The following is a 16,606-nucleotide window of genomic DNA, read 5'->3' as shown; positions in this document are numbered from 1 at the left end:
ACCCCCAACCCTTCGCCGCACGCCGAAGCATCCGAGTGCTACCCGGGGCCGACCTGCCACAGTGGTGAGGTGAGTGCCTCCATGCGCGACTACGGGTATGTCGGACCGGCGGACATCCGGGCCGAGGTCGTGCGGGCCGATTCCGCGGGCCGGCCGATCCGATCGGCGGCCGAATTCGCGACCTGGGTCGAGGCGCAGGAGCACGACGAGCCCTTCACGTATGTGGTGGGGCTGGACGGGCTGTTGCGGCTCGCGCCGCGGCGCAGTGAGCACGTGGCCTGCGCGGGTGGCGAGCGGGTGCTCGGCGCGGGGGAGATCGCGTTCGGGATCGAGGGTGGGGCGTGGGCGGTGGTCGAGGTCGGCAACCAGTCGACCGGCTACTGCCCGGAGCCGGGCTCGTGGCCGGCGGTGGCCGCGGCACTCGCGCGGATCGGGGTGGCGCACCCCGAGGGCTTCACTCACGAGTTCGTCTTCCGTCGGTGCCCGGATTGCGGCGAGCGCAACGTGGTCAAGGAGGGCGACTTCGTCTGTGCGTGTTGCGCGACGGAGCTGCCGGCAGACTGGAACTTCGGGTGAATGCCCAGGTCACAGGCGTGCGCTGACAGGCTGACGGGAGTCGGGGTCGGCGCTGACAGCGGGTTGTGGGGGTGGTCAGCGGTCTGTGCGGGGGCTGCCGGCGGTGCGGCGGATGCTCTTGGACATGGACACCACGAGCACCACCACCGCCAAGGCACCCGGAGTGATCGGCTCCTTCGTCCGCTTCGTCGTCTTCGGCGGCGGTGTCGGCCTCGCGAGCAGCGCGACGCTGGTCCTGCTGTCCGGCCACGTGCCGTTCGCCGCCGCCAACGCGCTGGTGACGGTCGGCTCGACGCTGATCGCGACCGAGCTGCACAGCCGGTTCACCTTCGGCCGGGACAAGCCCGGCAAGAGCGACCACGTCAAGGCGGCGCTGACGGTGTTGGTCTGCTACCTGTTCACCACCGCCGCGATGCTGATCCTGCGCGCGATCGAGCCGAACGCCGGCGTCCTGGTCGAGCAGGCGGTCTACCTCTCGGCCTCCGGCCTCGCCGGCATCGGCCGGTTCGCCTTCATGCGACTGGTGATCTTCGCGAAGAAGAGCCCGCAGGCCACGCCGCGCGTGCTCGCCCGCGAAGCGGTCGTGACGGCCGCCTGACCGGCCCGGCGACAACCGCGACGACCGACGGGTCGGCTCGCGGGGAACGGCGACTGTGTCCCGCCGACTCCCCGTTCGAGCCGACCCGTCGTCGCGTCAGCCGACGAAGCAGAACTCGTTGCCCTCCGGATCGAGCATCACCCGGAACGACCCCTGCTCGTCGGTGACCACGGGTCCGCGCGCACTCGCCCCGAGGGAGATCGCCAGCGCCACCGCCGCGTCCAGATCGGCCACCCGCAGGTCCAGATGCAGCCGGTTCTTCCCGGCCTTGTCCTCCGACACCGGCTGGAACGCCATCCGCGCCGAGCCGGGCGGTTCGACGTGCGACCAACCCCGCTCCCGATCCACCGGCTCCCCACCCAACAACCCGGCCCAGAACCGGACCAACACCCCCGGCTCCCGGGCATCCACAACGATCTGATGCAGGTCTATGCGCATACGCGAGAGCCTAGGACGTGTCTTCGATCCCCCACCGCTGCCCGATCGGGTGAACCGGATCGGGAAGGGTACTGCGGGGTCGGACCCGTAACTACGCTGAAGACGTTGCCTGGGGGAGAGGAGGGCCGGGTGTGATGACCGCCGGATCGGTGTATCCCCATCATGTGGAAATCGATGAGGAGCCGACGCCGCCGTTGTTGGCCGAGTTCTTCGCGCTGTCCGAGCGGCTGACGAACGATCGTGTGGAGTTCATCGGCGGGAACATCAACGTGGCACCACCGCCGGACGGAGACCACGAGACGATCGTCGATCAGCTGCGGCTGCAGATGTTGGGCTCCGCGATCGCGTTGAGCGCATCCGGCAACAAGGGACTCGCGCTGCCCAGCGGCGATTTCGTCGTTCCGGACGCGACCTACGTGGCGCACGGCGGACTACGACACGCGCCGTCGTGGATGCCGCCGGACGACGTGCTGCTCGTGGTCGAGGTGACGTCCTCCGACCCGACTCGCGATCGCATGAAGAAGTACCGCGCCTACGCCCTCGCCGGCATCCCCTTCTACCTCCTCGTCGATCGCCAAAACGGCAAGGTGATCCTCTTCTCCGACCCGGAGCGGGACGCCTACGCCGGCCGCAACGAGGTCGCCTTCGGTAAGAAGCTGACCCTCCCACCCCCGTTCTCCCTGACCATCGACACCGCCGACCTGGTCGACTGAGTGCCGGAAGGTGACGCCGTGACGGATGGGCCGGAGGGCGCCGACCAGGGCCTCAGCCCGTTGGCTCGGCGGGTGCTTGCGTGCATGTTGGCGGTGCCGGAGGGGATCAGGTTCACAGGCAAGGACGTGGCCGACGTGATGCCCGAGGGGCCGTATCGGGTGCAGAAGGCGCTGCGCGAGCTCGGCGCCACGGGGCATCGGACCGTGCGGCGGCTGAAGCGGGCCAACGGCCAGTTCTATGTCGAGGTCGAGTACCACGCGATACCCGTCCGGGCCGACGACACGTCGCTGGATTGAAGTGATTACGTAACTGCGTAACAATCGCGACGTGCCGAACCGAGTGCCGAATCGACCGGACGATCACGATGACGACGCTGCCGAGCGAGCCGCCTTGGCCGCGCGGGTGGATGCCTTGACCGAGCGGGTCGCGGCGCTGGAGGCCGCAGCCGACGCCGACGCCCGGGCACGGACCGGACCGGCCGACCCGCCCGCTGCGGGCCGGGACGAGCAGATGTTCTGGGCGCTGGAAGGGCTCAAGCAGCACTACGGGATCGGTTCGCTGCTCTACACCGGCGCACTGCAACTACCCAAGGGCACCCCTATCGAGTGGCAACTGGCCGCCGACGCGGACGAGTTGCTCGCCGAGGACTGGGCCCCCTTCGCGGAACACCTGGCCGCGCTCGGCCACCCCGTACGGCTGTCCCTGCTGCGCGAGATCCTGCGCGGCACCGACACCGCGGCCGAACTCGGCGCCCTGGAAGGCATGGGCACCAGCGGGCAGGTCTACCACCACCTGCGCCAACTGGTCGCCGCGGGCTGGCTGCGTACCGTCGGCCGGGGCCACTACGAGGTGCCCGCGATGCGGGTCGTACCGCTCCTGGTCGTCCTGTTCGCGGCCCGCCCCTGACCCGCACCACCCGCCCCGATCACGACGCCACGCCCGACGCGACCACGGCCCGACGCCACCTGACCCCACGCCACCCGTCCCCGGTCCCGGTCTCGACCAGGCGGCGAGGCCCGCGAACACGCGCCCTAGGATCCCGATCATGGGGCGAACGACGGTCGAGACGATGCGAGGCCACTTCCACGAAGCTGCGAACACGCGCGGCTTCGTGCTCGATTCGGCCCAGGAAGAGGCCGTCGATCGGCTCGCCGAACTCGGCGTCGCACTGAGCCGAGGGCGCAGGCACGGCCCGTTCCGCCGCCGGCCGGCCGCGGGGCTCTACCTGTGGGGCCCGGTCGGCCGGGGCAAGACCTGGCTGCTCGACGCGTTCTTCGCGGCCGTACCGCTGCCCGCCGAGCGTCGCACCAGGGTGCACTTCCACGCCTTCTTCCGCCGTCTGCACGAGGCGGTCGACCGGCACCGCGACGACCACGGCCACGAGCACAGCGCCGTCGACGCGGCGGTCTCCGAATTGGTCGGCGACGTGGACCTGTTGTGCTTCGACGAGTTCCACGTGCACGACCCGGGCGACGCGATGCTGGTGACCCGGCTGCTGCGGGAGTTGCACGCACGCGGCGTCGTCCTGGTCTGCACGTCCAACTATCCGCCCGCCGGACTGCTGCCCAATCCGCTCCACCACCACCTGTTCGAGCCGACGATCCGCGAGATCGAGGAGCGGATGGCCGTGGTCACCGTGGCCGGTCCGCAGGACTATCGGGCCCTGCCCCGGGGCGGGACCGTGGTCACCGGGTTCGGCCGGGGCGCGGTGTTGTGGCCCGGCGACCCCGAGCAGTTGCGCGGCCAGGGTCTGCTGCCGCCCACCCCCGACGAGGCGGTCACGCTACGGGTGAACCGCCGCGACCTGGCGGTCGAGGCGGCCCGGTCGGGGGAGCTGTGGGGCGGGTTCGCCGCGCTGTGCGAGGGCCGGACCTCGCCGCTCGACTATCTCGTGCTCGCCGAGACGTACCCGACGTGGGTGATCGGCGCGCTGCCGCCGCTGAAGACCGCGACCGCCGACGCCCGGCAGCGCTTCGTGAACCTGGTCGACGTCTGCTGCGACGCCGACGTGCGACTCTTCCTGTGCAGCGACCGCCCCCTGGCCGAACTCCTCGCCGGCGACGACCTGCCGACCGACATCGCCCGTACCGCCAGCCGACTCGGCCTGCTCCGTCGCGTGGGCCGGTCCGACGCTCCCGAGAGCACGTCGCAGGCGTCGAGCATGCCCTGATCCCGGCTGTCGAGTCGTCCGCAGGCGACCTCACCCGCAGCACCGCGAGGATCGCGTGGCTGACCGGCAGCAGCAGGGTGAAGGCGGCGATGCCGAGGTAGGGCACCAGCGCACGCGACATCTGCTCGGTGCCGTACGCCTCGGTCCCGCCGTACGCCTCGGTGCCGTACGCCGAGGAGGAGATGCAGTCCGAGGCCGGCACGCCCAGCGTGGTCGGATTGCACAACTTCTCGGCGCGCAGTCGCGAGCTGCGCTCGGCCGAACAGGGGCCGCAACGCGCGTGGGGCCCGACGGGCTGTCCGCCGGGCCCCACGCGCTGTCGCGGTCTCCGGACCGCTGTCCGACCTAGTTGATCGTCCAGGTGTCGTTGCCCCGGATCAGCGAGGACAGGTCACCGGCGCCGCTGCTCGCCGCCTCGGCCATCTGCGCCGACATCAACCGGTCGTAGACCGGGCGCTCGATGTCGCGGAAGACGCCGATGGGGGTGTGCGTGTTGCTGGTCAGGTCACCCAGCCGGGTCAGCGCGAACGCCAACTCCGGGTTGTCCGCGTGCGCGTCGTGCACCAGCAGCGCGTCCTCGCCGACCTGGGCGACCTCGGCCACGTCCAGCGAGCCGCGCGCGCCGCGGATGACGCCGAACTGGCCCTCCGAGCCGAACCGGATCGGCTGCCCGTGCTCCAGCCGGATGGTCACGTCGTCGCGCTTGTCGGGGTCCTTGAGCAGTTCGAACGCGCCGTCGTTGAAGATGTTGCAGTTCTGGTAGATCTCCACCAGCGCGGTGCCCTCGTGGGCCGCCGCGGCGCGCAGCACCGAGGTCAGGTGCTTGCGGTCGGAGTCGATCGACCGGGCCACGAACGACGCCTCGGCGCCGATGGCCACCGACAGCGGGTTGAACGGGTGGTCGAGCGAGCCCATCGGGGTGGACTTGGTGATCTTGCCGGTCTCGGAGGTCGGCGAGTACTGACCCTTGGTCAGGCCGTAGATCCGGTTGTTGAACAGCAGGATCTTCAGGTTGACGTTGCGCCGCAGCGCGTGGATCAGGTGGTTGCCGCCGATCGAGAGCGCGTCGCCGTCACCGGTGACCACCCACACCGACAGGTCCTCGCGCGAGGTGGCCAGACCGGTCGCGATCGCCGGGGCACGTCCGTGGATCGAGTGCATGCCGTACGTGTTCATGTAGTACGGGAAGCGGCTGGAGCAGCCGATGCCCGACACCCACACGATGTTCTCCTTGCGGAGACCGAGCTCGGGCATGAAGCCCTGCACCGCCGCCAGGATCGCGTAGTCCCCGCAACCCGGGCACCAGCGCACCTCCTGGTCCGACTTGAAGTCCTTCATGGACTGCTTGCCGTCGGCCTTCGGGATCAGCGACAGCGAGGGGAAGCCGCCGGCGCCGTTCGCAGACTCAAACACTCTCGATCACTTCCTGGATCACGTGAGCCAGCTCCTCGGACTTGAACGGCAGGCCGCGAACCTGGTTGTACGACATGGCATCCACGAGGAACTTCCCGCGCAGGAGCAGGGCGAGCTGTCCCAGGTTCATCTCCGGGACGATCACCTTGTCGTACGACTTGAGCACCTCGGCCGTGTTGGCCGGGAACGGGTTGAGGTGGCGCAGGTGGGCCTGCGCGACCTTGCCGCCCGCGGCCCGGACCCGACGCACGCCGGCGGCGATCGGACCGTAGGTGGAACCCCACCCGATCACGAGCACCTTGGCGTCACCGGTCGCGTCGTCGACCCACAGCGGCTCGATGTCGTTCGCGATGCCGTCCACCTTGGCCTGCCGGGTGCGCACCATCAGGTCGTGGTTGGCCGGGTCGTAGGAGATCGAACCGATCCCGTCGGCCTTCTCGATCCCGCCGATGCGGTGTTCCAGACCCGGCGTGCCGGGCACCGCCCACGGGCGGGCCAGCGTCTCGGGGTCGCGCTTGTACGGCCAGAACTCCTTGGTTCCGTCCGGCATCTCCTGGTTCGGCTCGGTCGCGAACTCGACCCGCAGGTCCGGCAGTTCGGACGTCTCCGGGAGCCGCCAGGGCTCCGAGCCGTTGGCCAGGTAGCCGTCGGACAGCAGGAAGACCGGGGTGCGGTACTTCAGCGCGATCCGGGCCGCCTCGATGGTGGCCGCGAAGCAGTCGGACGGGGTCTGCGGGGCCACGATCGGCACCGGTGCCTCGCCGTTGCGGCCGAACATGGCCTGGAGCAGGTCGGACTGCTCGGTCTTGGTCGGCAGACCGGTCGAGGGTCCGCCGCGCTGCACGTCGATGATCAGCAGCGGCAGCTCCAGGGAGACCGCGAGGCCGATCGTCTCGGACTTGAGCGCGACACCCGGGCCCGAGGTGGTGGTCACGCCGAGCGCGCCGCCGAAGGACGCGCCGAGCGCGGCGCCGATGCCCGCGATCTCGTCCTCGGCCTGGAACGTGCGCACGCCGAAGTTCTTGTGCTTGGCCAGCTCGTGCAGGATGTCCGAGGCCGGGGTGATCGGGTACGACCCGAGGTAGACCGGCAGCTCGGACAGCTGCCCGGCGGCCACCAGGCCGTAGGACAGCGCGAGGTTGCCGGTGATGTTGCGGTACGTCCCGGCCGGCAGCTTGGCCGGGGCCACCTCGTAGGAGACCGCGAAGTCGTCGGTGGTCTCGCCGAAGTTCCAACCCGCCTTGAACGCCGCCACGTTCGCCTCGGCGATCACCGGCAGCTTGGCGAACTTCTTGCGCAGGAACGCGATGGTCGCGTCGGTCGGCCGGTGGTACAGCCAGGACAGCAGACCGAGCGCGAACATGTTCTTCGCCCGCTCGGCGTCCTTCTTGGAGATCTCGAACTCGGCCAGCGAGCCGACCGTCAGCGTGGTCAGCGGGATCGCGTGCACGTTGTAGGCGTCCAGCGAGCCGTCGTCCAGCGGACTGGTCGCGTAGCCGACCTTGGCCATCGCGCGCTTGGAGAACTCGTCGGTGTTGACGATGATCTCGGCCCCGCGCGGCAGGTCGCGGATGTTGGCCTTGAGCGCGGCCGGGTTCATCGCGACCAGGACGGTCGGGGCGTCGCCCGGCGTCAGGATGTCGTGGTCGGCGAAGTGGAGTTGGAAACTCGACACACCCGGCAGGGTGCCCGCGGGTGCCCGAATCTCGGCGGGGAAGTTGGGAAGGGTCGACAGATCGTTTCCGAACGTCGCCGTCTCGGACGTGAAACGGTCGCCCGTCAGCTGCATTCCGTCACCGGAATCGCCGGCGAACCGGATCACTACCCGGTCGAGCTGCTTGACCTGCTTGGTCACGGGGAAGGACCTCCTCGGCGCTGCGGCGGTTGGTCCGCGCACCGCGCGGATGTCGCAGTTTTCATCGTACGGCGGTACAGATGGGGGCCGTGGCGCCCCCCGGAGCGGGCGAGGATCCGCCCTGGCGCGCGACGTGAGCGGCGTCACGCTTTTGACATGGCCCCTAGGGGGGCGCATATCCGGCTGTATCCGAGCAAAACGACAGCCCGCCCAGGTAGGGGACGGCTGCTCCGATCGACCGGATGATTGCATGGGTCCAGTAATTCGATCCCTACGATGTCAGGATCCGAGATACGCGAGTACCGCGAGGACCCGTCTGTGATCGGTGTCACTGGGCGCGAGACCGAGCTTCCCGAAGATGTTGCTGACGTGCTTCTCCACCGCGCCGTCCGACACCACCAGGGCCTGTGCGACCGCCGCATTCGTGCGTCCCTCGGCCATCAGGCCGAGCACTTCGCGCTCGCGCGGTGTGAGTTTTTCCACCACGTCGCGCTTGCGGGAACGGCCGAGCAGCTGGGAGACCACCTCGGGGTCGAGCGCGGTGCCGCCGCTCGCGACCCGCTCGACCGCCGCGACGAAGTCGCCGACGTCGGCGACCCGGTCCTTGAGCAGATAGCCGACGCCGCTGGTGTTGCCCGCGAGCAGTTCCGTCGCGTACTGCTCCTCGACGTACTGTGACAGGACAAGCACGCCCACCTCGGTCAGGGTCGCCCGCATCCGCACCGCCGCCCGGATGCCCTCGTCGGTGTGCGTGGGCGGCATCCGCACGTCCACCACGCAGACGTCGGGACGCAGGCGCCCCGCGACGGCGACCAGTTGCTCGGCGTCCCCGACCTCGCCCACGACCTCGTGGCCGCGAGCGGTCAACAGGCGGGACAAACCGTCTCTAAGTAGTACGGAATCCTCAGCGATGACGACGCGCACAGCGTTCACATCCCCCAAATCCGGTAGCCGCACCCGGAGAGCGGGTGCGGCTACAGTCTTCCGGATTCGAGCCGATGCGGCGTACCGCGGGCGGGTCGGATCTCAGGTCCGGCGGATCCTCACAGCGGCAGCCACACGGTGACCCGGGTGGGCCCGCCCTCGGGGCTGTCCACGGTGAGCGTGCCGTCCACTCCGCGCACCCGCTCGATCAGGCCGGCCAGGCCGGACCCCTTGCCCGTCGAGGCACCGCCCGCACCGTCGTCGGCGACGATCAGGTACATCCGGCCGTCCTGCCGGCCCACCGTGACCCACGCGTGCGAGGCGCGCGCGTGCTTGGAGACGTTGGTCAGCAGCTCGGACGCGCAGAAGTAGGCGACCGACTCGATCGGGGCGGGCGGGCGATCGGGCAGGTCCACCTCGACCCGGACCGGGACCGTGCAGCGCGCCGCGATCGAGGACAGCGCCGCGTCCAGACCCCGGTCGGTGAGCACCGCGGGGTGGATGCCCCGGGCCAGGTCGCGCAACTCCTGGAGGGCGAGCTTGACCTCGTCGTGCGCGGAGGAGACCATCCGCGCGGTCTCGGTGTCCCGACTCGTGCTCAGGTTCTCCTTCGCCATGCCCAGGTCCATCGCCAGCGCCACCAGTCGGGCCTGCGCACCGTCGTGCAGGTCGCGCTCGATCCGGCGCAGGTCGGACGCGGCGGTGTCGACGGCGGCACCCCGGGACACGGTCAGGTCGCGCACCTGCTCGGACAGCAAGGCCGGACCGAGCAGGCCGCGCACCATCACCCGATCCACGTTGGCCATCCCGCGGACCAGCCACGGGGTCGCGAAGAACAGCACCACCCCCAACGCCATGGTCAGCGACACCGGCCCCGGGCCGGCCAGATAGTGGTCCGCGCCGCTCTCGTGCGGCCCGTCGCCGGAGAGCATCGCGCCCGGCATGTCGGCCCGGCGATACAGCGGCTGGATGAGCGGATAGGTGATCGCGCTCAGCGAGGTCGCCCACAGCGCCGTCGTGACGGCGAAGGTGAAGACACCCCAGGGCAGTTGCAGGAACAGGTAGAGACTGGCCCGCCACCCGATCCGGTCGGTCAGGCCGGACCGGATCCACCCGGTGGGCCCGGGCCGGCGCCGAAGCGGCGCGGGCGCCCGTACGTGCTCGTCCAGCAGCGCACTCGCCCGGGCCCGCTCCACCCGGCCGAACGCCCGGCTGCCCATCAGGGTCAGCGCCAGCAGCGGCAACCCCAGCAGGCACAGCGGGGTCAGGCCGACGCCGAGCGCGATGAACACCGCGACATAGGTGAAGCCGACGATGCCGATGGGCAGGTTGAGTACCAGATGGATCGTGTCGGTCCACGTGCGCACCGTGAACGGCGCGCGCAGGATGCCCGGCCGCGTTCGGGCCGGGACATCACCTGTGGACCCGTCGTAGGCAGTCGCGGGTGAGGGCATGGACATGGAGTTGCCTCGCTGGGAGAGAAGCCGATCCGTTGGGTCAACTCTGCCGGGTGACCCGGGCGGGTCCCATGGCGCGGGTCGGTGTCTTGGGGGTGGGGTTGTCCCTACCACCTCCGGCTCGGGAGCGGTATCGCCGATCCGGCCGGTCGACCGGACTGGACACCGGGGACAGGTCCGGCGCAACCCCCCTAGACTCCCGTGCCACAAACGTACGCAACGACCACGCAACGTTCGGGCAATGTCGATCAGGAGGCGGGCGCCGGGTGGAGGGCTACTACGGAACGTACGCGCTCGTGGGTCTGGTGCTTCTCGTCGCGTCGGCCTTCGTCGCGGTGGCGTTCGTCGGCGGGCGACTGCTGCGACCGAGCGTACCCACGCACGAGAAGCTCACGACCTACGAGTGCGGCGTCGATCCGGTGGGGGTGGGGTGGGCGCAGGTCCACATCCGCTACTACCTCTACGCCTATCTGTACGTCATCTTCGCGGTCGACGTGATCTACCTGTTCCCCTGGGCGACGGTGTTCGACGCGCCGGGCTTCGGCGCCACGACCCTGGTGGAGATGTTCGTGTTCGTCGGCTTCCTGGCCACCGGACTGCTGTACGCGCGGCGGAAGGGCGTGCTCGCATGGACCTGACACCTGCACCGGTGGAGCGCACACCGGTCGACCTCCCACCGCCCCGACTCGGGGTGCTCTCCCGGCTCGCGCCGGACCCGGTGCGGCTGGTGCTGAACTGGGGACGCCGCTACTCCCTCTGGGTATTCAATTTCGGCCTGGCCTGTTGCGCGATCGAGTTCATCGCGTCCTCGATGGCCAAGCACGACTTCATCCGGCTCGGCGTGATCCCGTTCGCCCCCGGCCCCCGGCAGGCCGACCTGATGGTGGTGTCCGGGACGGTCAGCGACAAGATGGCGCCCGCGATCAAGCGGCTGTACGAGCAGATGCCCGAGCCCAAGTACGTGATCTCGTTCGGGTCCTGCGCGAACTGCGGCGGGCCGTACTGGGATTCGTACTGCGTGACCAAGGGCGTGGACCAGATCGTGCCGGTGGACGTGTACGTGCCCGGCTGCCCGCCGCGGCCGGAGGCGCTGCTCCAGGGGATCCTCAAGCTCCAGGAGCGGATCGCGGTGGAGAACCCGGCCACGCGCTACGCCCGCAAGCTGCCCGCCGCCGCGCTCGGCCGGCCGCTGGTGGCACCGCCCACGCCTCCCGCGGGGGATACCCGATGACGCCGGAGGAGATCCGTGCGGGCCTGGGCGAGGACCTGGTGCTCGCCGTGTCGGACGCGTACGGGTTGGTCACCGTCGACGTCGCGCCGGAGCACTGGGTCGCCGCGCTGACCGCCGCGCGGGACGGGCTCGGCTGCGCGTTCTTCGACTGGCTCACCGGGGTGGACGAACTCGCCGACGGGTTCGACGTGGTCGCGCACGTGTGCGCGATCCCGACCGGGCCCAGGTTGTTGCTGCGCACGCGCGTGCCGCGCGAGGTCGCGGTGCTCGCGACCGCGACCGGGGTGTACGCCGGGGCTCGCTGGCACGAGCGCGAGACGCACGAGATGTTCGGCATCGACTTCACCGACCACCCGGGCCTGGATCCGCTGTTGTTGCCGGACGGCTTCGAGGGACACCCGCTGCGCAAGGAGTTCGTGCTGGCCTCGCGGGTGGCCAAGGCATGGCCGGGTGCGAAGGAGCCGGGCGAGTCCGATCACGGCGCCGGGCCGGGCCGCGCCCCCGGCCGCCGCCGCACCCTGCCTCCCGGGGTGCCGGATCCGGCGACGTGGGGCCCGCACAAGGAGGAGGCGGCGGCCGAGGCCGCAGCCGCCGCCGAGGAACGCCCGCGCCGCGCCCGCGGCGCCGCGGCCGGCTCGGCAGGCCGGGCCGCGACCGACGGACCACCGGCCCGCCGCACCCGCAGCGCCTCCGCCGGCTCGGCGAGCCAGGCCGCCGAGGGCGCACCGCCCGCGCGCCGCACCCGCAGCGCGTCCCAGGGGTCGGCGAGCCAAACGCCGGCGACCCCTGCGGTCGAGCCCGAATCGCCCGCGCATCCCGAGCCGGTGCCCCCCGCCGGATCACCCGAGGATCCCGAGTCCGCCGCGTCGGCTTCGCCGCCCGAGGCGCCCACGCCCCGCGAAAGCGGTCCGCCCGACCCGTCCACCGAAGGGGACACCCCGTGAGTCTCCTCGACGTGTGCCTCCGGCTCGTTCTCGTGCTCGGGGCGTTCCTCGTGCTGCCCCTGCTGATCGGGCAGACCGAGCACAAGGTGATGGCGCACATGCAGGCGCGGGTCGGCCCGATCTACGCGGGCGCCTTCCACGGCTGGGCCCAGCTGGTCGCCGACGGGGTCAAGTTCGCGCAGAAGGAGGACATCGTCCCGGCCGGGGCCGACCGCAAGGTCTTCAAGCTCGCCCCGGCCGTCGCGCTGATCCCGTACTTCGTGGTGCTGATCGCCATCCCGATCGGGCCGAACGGCCTGATCGGCCGCACCGTCGACGCCGGCATCGTGTTCGTGCTCGCGGTGATGGGCGTCGGCGTGCTCGGCTCGCTGATGGGCGGCTGGGCCTCGGCCAACAAGTACTCGCTGCTCGGCGGCATCCGCTCGGCCGCCCAGTTGATGGCGTACGAACTGCCGATGCTGCTGGCCGCGGCCTCGGTGGCGATGGCCGCCGGGACCGTGTCGCTGACCGGGATCGTCGAGGGCTTCGAGTGGTGGTGGCTGCCCTGGCAGGCGATCGGCGGCGTGGTGTTCTTCACCGCCGGCCTGGCCGAGATCCAGCGCCCGCCGTTCGACATGCCGGTCGCCGACTCGGAGATCATCTTCGGCGCCTACACCGAGTACTCCGGCCTGCGCTTCGCGCTGTTCCTGCTGTCCGAGTACGCCGGGATCCTGATCGTGTGCGCGCTGACCACCGTGCTGTTCCTGGGCGGTTGGCACGGACCGTGGTCGGACTCGGTCGGCTGGTTGTGGACCCTGCTCAAGACCGGCGTGCTCGCGTTCGTGGTGATCTGGCTGCGGGTCAGCTACCCGCGACTGCGCGAGGACCAACTGCAAAAGCTCGCGTGGACGGTGCTCGTCCCGCTCGCGCTCGGCCAACTCGTCCTGACCGGCGTGGTAAAGGTGGCGACCTGATGAAGGGCCTGGCCAAGGGCCTCGCGGTGACCCTGAGGACGCTCACCAAGAGGTCCGTCACACAGTCGTATCCGGAGGTCCTGCCGGAGCTGCCGCCCCGCTCGCGCGGGGTGATCGCGCTGTTCGAGGAGAACTGCACGGTCTGCATGTTGTGCGCGCGCGAATGCCCGGACTGGTGCATCTACATCGACTCGCACAAGGAGGTCGTGCCCGCCCGCGAACCCGGCGCGCGCGACCGCACCCGCAACGTGCTCGACCGCTTCGCGATCGACTTCGCGCTGTGCATGTACTGCGGGATCTGCGTCGAGGTGTGCCCGTTCGACGCGCTGTTCTGGTCGCCGGAGTTCGAGTACGCGACCGGCGACATCCACGAACTCACGCACGAGAAGGACAAGCTGCGCGAGTGGATGTGGACCGTCCCGCCGCCCCCCGCGCTGGACGAGCACGCCGAGGACCCCAAGGAACTGATCCAGGCCCGCAAGGCCGTCGAGAAGGCAGAGAAGGCCGCGGCCGCGGCCAGGGCCGCCGCAGCGGAAGCGGAGGAGACCCCGTGAACCTCGCCGCCACCGAGCACGGCTTCCTCTCGCCCACCGGCGCCGAGATCGCCTTCGTGCTGATCGGCCTGGTCGTGCTCGGCTCCGCGCTGCTCGTGGTGAGCACCCGCCAGGTCGTGCACGCCGCGCTGTGGCTGGTGGTCACGCTCGGCGGCCTGGCCGCCGAGTACCTGCTGCTCACCGCCGAGTTCATCGCCTGGGTCCAGGTGCTGATCTACGTCGGCGCGGTCGTGGTGCTGCTGCTGTTCGGCCTGATGCTGACCAAGGCGCCGATCGGCTACTCCGAACCGCCCGACCCCGCCGCCCGGATCCCGGCCGCCGTGGTCGCGCTGGGCGCCACCGCGACCCTGCTCACCGTGATCGTGGACGCGTTCCGCACCGCCTACCTGCACCTGGGCGACGACACCGTGGGCAGCACCGAGGTCACCGGGCAGAGCCTGTTCAAGGTGTGGGTGTTGCCGTTCGAGGTGTTGTCCGTGCTGCTCCTGGCCGCACTGATCGGCGCCATCGTGCTGTCCCGTTCCCGCTCGCGCGCGCACTCGGGCCGGAAGGACTGACCCCGCGATGCATCTGGTCTATCCGCTCGTCCTCGCCGTCCTGTTGTTCGGCATCGGGCTCTACGGGGTGATCGCGCGCCGCAACGCGATCCTCGTACTGATGTCGATCGAGCTGATGCTCAACGCGGTCAACATCAACCTGGTCGCGTTCGACATGTACCTGCGCGACACGCTGCACGCCGGTCAGGCGCTGACCCTGTTCGTGATCACCATCGCCGCCGCCGAGATCGGCCTGGGCCTGGCGATCGTGCTGATGGTGTTCCGCAACCGGGCCACCACCGACATCCCCGAACTGCACGAGCTCGCCGAGCACAAGGAGGGATCGGTATGACGGTCGCCGCCGCGACGGCCACCGGCCTGCCCGCGCTCGCCGCCCTGCTCGGGCTGTTCCTCGGCCGCCGGGTGCGCCCGGTCCTGATCGCCGTGCCCGCCGCCCTGGTGGCTACCGGGCTCGCGATCGCCGTGGCCGTCGGCATCGGCGACGACGTACGCGAGTCGGCGGTGCGGCTGACCCCCACCGGCGCCCTGGACATCACGCTGGGACTGCGGGTGGACGGACTCGCCGCGCTGTCCGCGGTGCTGGTCACCGTGGTCGCGCTGCTGGTGCAGATCTACTCGGCCGCCTACCTGCGCGAGGATCCGCGCTACTCGTCCTACGCCGCGCTGGTGTCGCTGTTCACCGCCGCGATGTTGCTCGTCGTGTACACCGGCGACCTGATCGTGCTCCTGGTCGGCTGGGAGGTGATGGGCGTCTGCTCGTACTTCCTGATCGGCCACCACTGGGAGACCGAGGCCGCCCGCTCGGCCTCGATCAAGGCGTTCGTGGTCACCAAGTTCGGCGACGTGCCGTTCCTGATCGGCATCCTCGTGCTCGCCGCGGGCGCCGACTCGTTCCGGATCCGCGACGTGCTCGCCGCGGTGCCCGAGGGCGGCGCCGGGTGGGTCACCGCGGGCACCCTGCTGCTGCTCGGCGGCGTCGCGGGCAAGTCCGCGCAGGTACCGCTGCAGACCTGGTTGCCGGACGCGATGGCCGGCCCGACCCCGGTGTCCGCGCTGATCCACGCGGCCACCATGGTCGCCGCCGGCGCCTACCTGGTGGCCCGCCTGTATCCGGCCTTCCTGGCCGCGCACGCGACGCTGATCGTGCTCGCGGTGCTGGCCGCGGCGACCATGATCGGCTCGGCCCTGGCCGCGCTCGCCCAGGAGGACCTCAAGCGGGTGCTCGCGTGGTCGACGGTCGGCCAGCTCGCCTACATGACCGGCGGGCTCGCGGTCGGCGGACGCGACGCGGCGGTGTTCCACCTGCTCTCGCACGGCGCGTTCAAGGCGTTGCTCTTCCTCGGCGCCGGGGTGGCCATCCACGTCGCCGGCACCGGCGCACTGGCCGGCATGGGCGGACTGCGGCACCGCGCGCCGATCGCGTTCTGGACGATGACCGCCGGACTCGCCGCACTCGCGGGTGTGCCGCCGTTCGCCGGCTTCTTCAGCAAGGAGGCGGTGCTCGGCGCGGCCGAGCACACCGCCGCCGGGCACGGCCCGGTACCGCAGTCGGCCGGCTGGCTGGTCCTGGTGGCCGGGCTGCTCACCGCCGCGTTGACCGCGGCCTACGCGACCCGGGTGTGGCTGCGGGTGTTCCTCGGACCGGCGCGCGAGAGCGCGCCCGGCGCGGAGGTGCCCGCGCACGCGGACGCGGCGGACTACGGTAAGCCCGCGCACACGGGCGAGGCGCCCGCCGCGATGGTGTGGCCGCTGATCGTGCTCGCGGTGCCCACGGTGGCGTTCGGCTTCGTGGCCTTCCCGGGTCTGCCGTCCCTCGGCGGAGACTCGGGCTACGCCGAACTGACCCCTCACCTGCTGACCACGGTGCTCGCACTGGCCGCGTTCGCGCTCGGAGCCGGCGTGGTCGGCGCGCTGTGGCGGCGCGACCCGGCCGGCGATCCGGCCCGGGTACTGGGTCCGCTCCGCGGCCCGGCGCTGCGCGGATTCGATGTGGACGGGCTGTACGCCGCGCTGGTCCTGACTCCCGTGCGACTCGCCGCCAAGGCAAGTCGGTTCAGCGACGGCGCCGTCGTCGACACCTACGTCAAGGGCGCCGCGCAGAGCGCGTGGCTGCTCGGCGGCGGGATCCGCCGGGGCCAGAACGGCAACGCCCGGCTCTACCTGACCGGCCTGTTCGCGGGCGTGGTCGTGCTCGCCGTCGCCGTGGCGGTGGGCTCGTGACC

At 70.9% G+C, this 16,606-nt stretch carries 19 protein-coding genes and 1 pseudogene; 14 read left to right on the top strand and 6 right to left on the bottom strand.

Annotated elements, in window-relative coordinates; translation table 11 throughout:
- Nucleotides 1-81 precede the first annotated feature (81 nt).
- Nucleotides 82-576, top strand: coding sequence for a hypothetical protein (locus ACZOOI_RS11195; RefSeq protein ID WP_465281165.1), 495 nt, complete (start codon nucleotides 82-84; stop codon nucleotides 574-576).
- A gap of 124 nt (nucleotides 577-700) precedes the next feature.
- Nucleotides 701-1,174 carry a GtrA domain-containing protein gene (locus tag ACZOOI_RS11190; protein ID WP_465280521.1) on the top strand — a complete coding sequence of 158 codons (474 nt, stop codon included), beginning with the start codon at nucleotides 701-703 and terminating at the stop codon, nucleotides 1,172-1,174.
- A 96-nt stretch (nucleotides 1,175-1,270) separates the two neighbouring features.
- Here the strand turns inward: ACZOOI_RS11190 and ACZOOI_RS11185 are convergent, their stop codons facing one another.
- Nucleotides 1,271-1,612: a VOC family protein gene (locus ACZOOI_RS11185; protein WP_465280520.1), complete on the bottom strand. Its 342-nt coding sequence runs from the start codon at nucleotides 1,610-1,612 to the stop codon at nucleotides 1,271-1,273.
- A 164-nt stretch (nucleotides 1,613-1,776) separates the two neighbouring features.
- Here ACZOOI_RS11185 and ACZOOI_RS11180 point away from each other — a divergent pair, with 164 nt between their 5' ends.
- The 4 genes from ACZOOI_RS11180 to zapE all read left to right on the top strand — a co-directional run bounded on the left by ACZOOI_RS11180 (nucleotide 1,777) and on the right by zapE (nucleotide 4,496).
- A complete protein-coding gene (locus tag ACZOOI_RS11180) occupies nucleotides 1,777-2,325 on the top strand; it encodes a Uma2 family endonuclease (RefSeq protein WP_465280519.1) in 549 nt (182 codons plus the stop codon).
- A gap of 18 nt (nucleotides 2,326-2,343) precedes the next feature.
- The gene (locus ACZOOI_RS11175) at nucleotides 2,344-2,622 is read left to right on the top strand and encodes a hypothetical protein (RefSeq protein WP_465280518.1); all 279 of its coding nucleotides are present in this window, start codon (nucleotides 2,344-2,346) and stop codon (nucleotides 2,620-2,622) included.
- A 106-nt stretch (nucleotides 2,623-2,728) separates the two neighbouring features.
- The gene (locus tag ACZOOI_RS11170) at nucleotides 2,729-3,232 is read left to right on the top strand and encodes an ArsR/SmtB family transcription factor (RefSeq protein ID WP_465281164.1); all 504 of its coding nucleotides are present in this window, start codon (nucleotides 2,729-2,731) and stop codon (nucleotides 3,230-3,232) included.
- Nucleotides 3,233-3,371: 139 nt separating this feature from the next.
- The gene (gene zapE / locus ACZOOI_RS11165) at nucleotides 3,372-4,496 is read left to right on the top strand and encodes a cell division protein ZapE (RefSeq protein ID WP_465280517.1); all 1,125 of its coding nucleotides are present in this window, start codon (nucleotides 3,372-3,374) and stop codon (nucleotides 4,494-4,496) included.
- A 37-nt stretch (nucleotides 4,497-4,533) separates the two neighbouring features.
- On the opposite strand, the pseudogene ACZOOI_RS11160 reads toward zapE, so the two are convergent.
- From ACZOOI_RS11160 to ACZOOI_RS11140, 5 genes and pseudogenes are all read right to left on the bottom strand, one after another.
- Nucleotides 4,534-4,737 (bottom strand): annotated as a pseudogene (locus tag ACZOOI_RS11160) (hypothetical protein); the annotation flags it as partial.
- A 104-nt stretch (nucleotides 4,738-4,841) separates the two neighbouring features.
- Nucleotides 4,842-5,834, bottom strand: coding sequence for a 2-oxoacid:ferredoxin oxidoreductase subunit beta (locus ACZOOI_RS11155; protein WP_465281163.1), 993 nt, complete (start codon nucleotides 5,832-5,834; stop codon nucleotides 4,842-4,844).
- A 67-nt stretch (nucleotides 5,835-5,901) separates the two neighbouring features.
- The gene (locus ACZOOI_RS11150; protein WP_465280516.1) at nucleotides 5,902-7,764 is read right to left on the bottom strand and encodes a 2-oxoacid:acceptor oxidoreductase subunit alpha; all 1,863 of its coding nucleotides are present in this window, start codon (nucleotides 7,762-7,764) and stop codon (nucleotides 5,902-5,904) included.
- Nucleotides 7,765-8,043: 279 nt separating this feature from the next.
- Nucleotides 8,044-8,688: a response regulator gene (locus tag ACZOOI_RS11145; protein ID WP_465280515.1), complete on the bottom strand. Its 645-nt coding sequence runs from the start codon at nucleotides 8,686-8,688 to the stop codon at nucleotides 8,044-8,046.
- A gap of 119 nt (nucleotides 8,689-8,807) precedes the next feature.
- A complete protein-coding gene (locus ACZOOI_RS11140; protein ID WP_465281162.1) occupies nucleotides 8,808-10,142 on the bottom strand; it encodes a sensor histidine kinase in 1,335 nt (444 codons plus the stop codon).
- A gap of 269 nt (nucleotides 10,143-10,411) precedes the next feature.
- On the opposite strand from ACZOOI_RS11140, the gene ACZOOI_RS11135 reads away from it, so the two are divergent.
- Genes ACZOOI_RS11135 through ACZOOI_RS11100 form a run of 8 tightly spaced genes read left to right on the top strand, consistent with a single transcriptional unit; the run spans nucleotide 10,412 to nucleotide 16,604 of the window.
- On the top strand, nucleotides 10,412-10,783 hold the full coding sequence (locus ACZOOI_RS11135) for an NADH-quinone oxidoreductase subunit A (RefSeq protein ID WP_465280514.1): 372 nt from the start codon (nucleotides 10,412-10,414) through the stop codon (nucleotides 10,781-10,783).
- A complete protein-coding gene (locus ACZOOI_RS11130) occupies nucleotides 10,774-11,376 on the top strand; it encodes an NADH-quinone oxidoreductase subunit B (RefSeq protein ID WP_465280513.1) in 603 nt (200 codons plus the stop codon). Before ACZOOI_RS11135 ends, ACZOOI_RS11130 begins: the two co-directional genes overlap by 10 nt.
- Nucleotides 11,373-12,320 carry an NADH-quinone oxidoreductase subunit C gene (locus ACZOOI_RS11125; protein WP_465280512.1) on the top strand — a complete coding sequence of 316 codons (948 nt, stop codon included), beginning with the start codon at nucleotides 11,373-11,375 and terminating at the stop codon, nucleotides 12,318-12,320. Before ACZOOI_RS11130 ends, ACZOOI_RS11125 begins: the two co-directional genes overlap by 4 nt.
- Nucleotides 12,317-13,273 carry a complex I subunit 1/NuoH family protein gene (locus ACZOOI_RS11120; protein ID WP_465280511.1) on the top strand — a complete coding sequence of 319 codons (957 nt, stop codon included), beginning with the start codon at nucleotides 12,317-12,319 and terminating at the stop codon, nucleotides 13,271-13,273. Before ACZOOI_RS11125 ends, ACZOOI_RS11120 begins: the two co-directional genes overlap by 4 nt.
- On the top strand, nucleotides 13,273-13,827 hold the full coding sequence (locus ACZOOI_RS11115; RefSeq protein ID WP_391585434.1) for a NuoI/complex I 23 kDa subunit family protein: 555 nt from the start codon (nucleotides 13,273-13,275) through the stop codon (nucleotides 13,825-13,827). Before ACZOOI_RS11120 ends, ACZOOI_RS11115 begins: the two co-directional genes overlap by 1 nt.
- A complete protein-coding gene (locus ACZOOI_RS11110) occupies nucleotides 13,824-14,384 on the top strand; it encodes an NADH-quinone oxidoreductase subunit J family protein (RefSeq protein ID WP_465280510.1) in 561 nt (186 codons plus the stop codon). The genes ACZOOI_RS11115 and ACZOOI_RS11110 overlap by 4 nt, the downstream gene beginning before the upstream one ends.
- 7 nt (nucleotides 14,385-14,391) lie before the next feature.
- The gene (gene nuoK / locus ACZOOI_RS11105) at nucleotides 14,392-14,715 is read left to right on the top strand and encodes an NADH-quinone oxidoreductase subunit NuoK (protein ID WP_391585432.1); all 324 of its coding nucleotides are present in this window, start codon (nucleotides 14,392-14,394) and stop codon (nucleotides 14,713-14,715) included.
- Nucleotides 14,706-16,604, top strand: coding sequence for an NADH-quinone oxidoreductase subunit 5 family protein (locus ACZOOI_RS11100; protein WP_465281161.1), 1,899 nt, complete (start codon nucleotides 14,706-14,708; stop codon nucleotides 16,602-16,604). The genes nuoK and ACZOOI_RS11100 overlap by 10 nt, the downstream gene beginning before the upstream one ends.
- Nucleotides 16,605-16,606: the final 2 nt, after the last annotated feature.

The sequence above is a fragment of the Embleya sp. L77 genome, from assembly GCF_055557415.1.
The sequence above is the reverse complement of the archived record's forward strand: the minus strand, read 5'-3'. Positions and strand labels throughout refer to the sequence as shown.

Coding starts and splice junctions, on each gene's coding strand:
- ACZOOI_RS11195 (WP_465281165.1), top strand. CDS start 82: ATGCGCGACTACGGGTATGTCGGACCGGCGGACATCCGGGCCGAGGTC.
- ACZOOI_RS11185 (WP_465280520.1), bottom strand. CDS start 1,612: ATGCGCATAGACCTGCATCAGATCGTTGTGGATGCCCGGGAGCCGGGG.
- ACZOOI_RS11125 (WP_465280512.1), top strand. CDS start 11,373: ATGACGCCGGAGGAGATCCGTGCGGGCCTGGGCGAGGACCTGGTGCTC.
- nuoK (WP_391585432.1), top strand. CDS start 14,392: ATGCATCTGGTCTATCCGCTCGTCCTCGCCGTCCTGTTGTTCGGCATC.
- zapE (WP_465280517.1), top strand. CDS start 3,372: ATGGGGCGAACGACGGTCGAGACGATGCGAGGCCACTTCCACGAAGCT.
- ACZOOI_RS11115 (WP_391585434.1), top strand. CDS start 13,273: ATGAAGGGCCTGGCCAAGGGCCTCGCGGTGACCCTGAGGACGCTCACC.
- ACZOOI_RS11155 (WP_465281163.1), bottom strand. CDS start 5,834: ATGAAGGACTTCAAGTCGGACCAGGAGGTGCGCTGGTGCCCGGGTTGC.
- ACZOOI_RS11190 (WP_465280521.1), top strand. CDS start 701: ATGGACACCACGAGCACCACCACCGCCAAGGCACCCGGAGTGATCGGC.
- ACZOOI_RS11130 (WP_465280513.1), top strand. CDS start 10,774: ATGGACCTGACACCTGCACCGGTGGAGCGCACACCGGTCGACCTCCCA.
- ACZOOI_RS11140 (WP_465281162.1), bottom strand. CDS start 10,142: ATGCCCTCACCCGCGACTGCCTACGACGGGTCCACAGGTGATGTCCCG.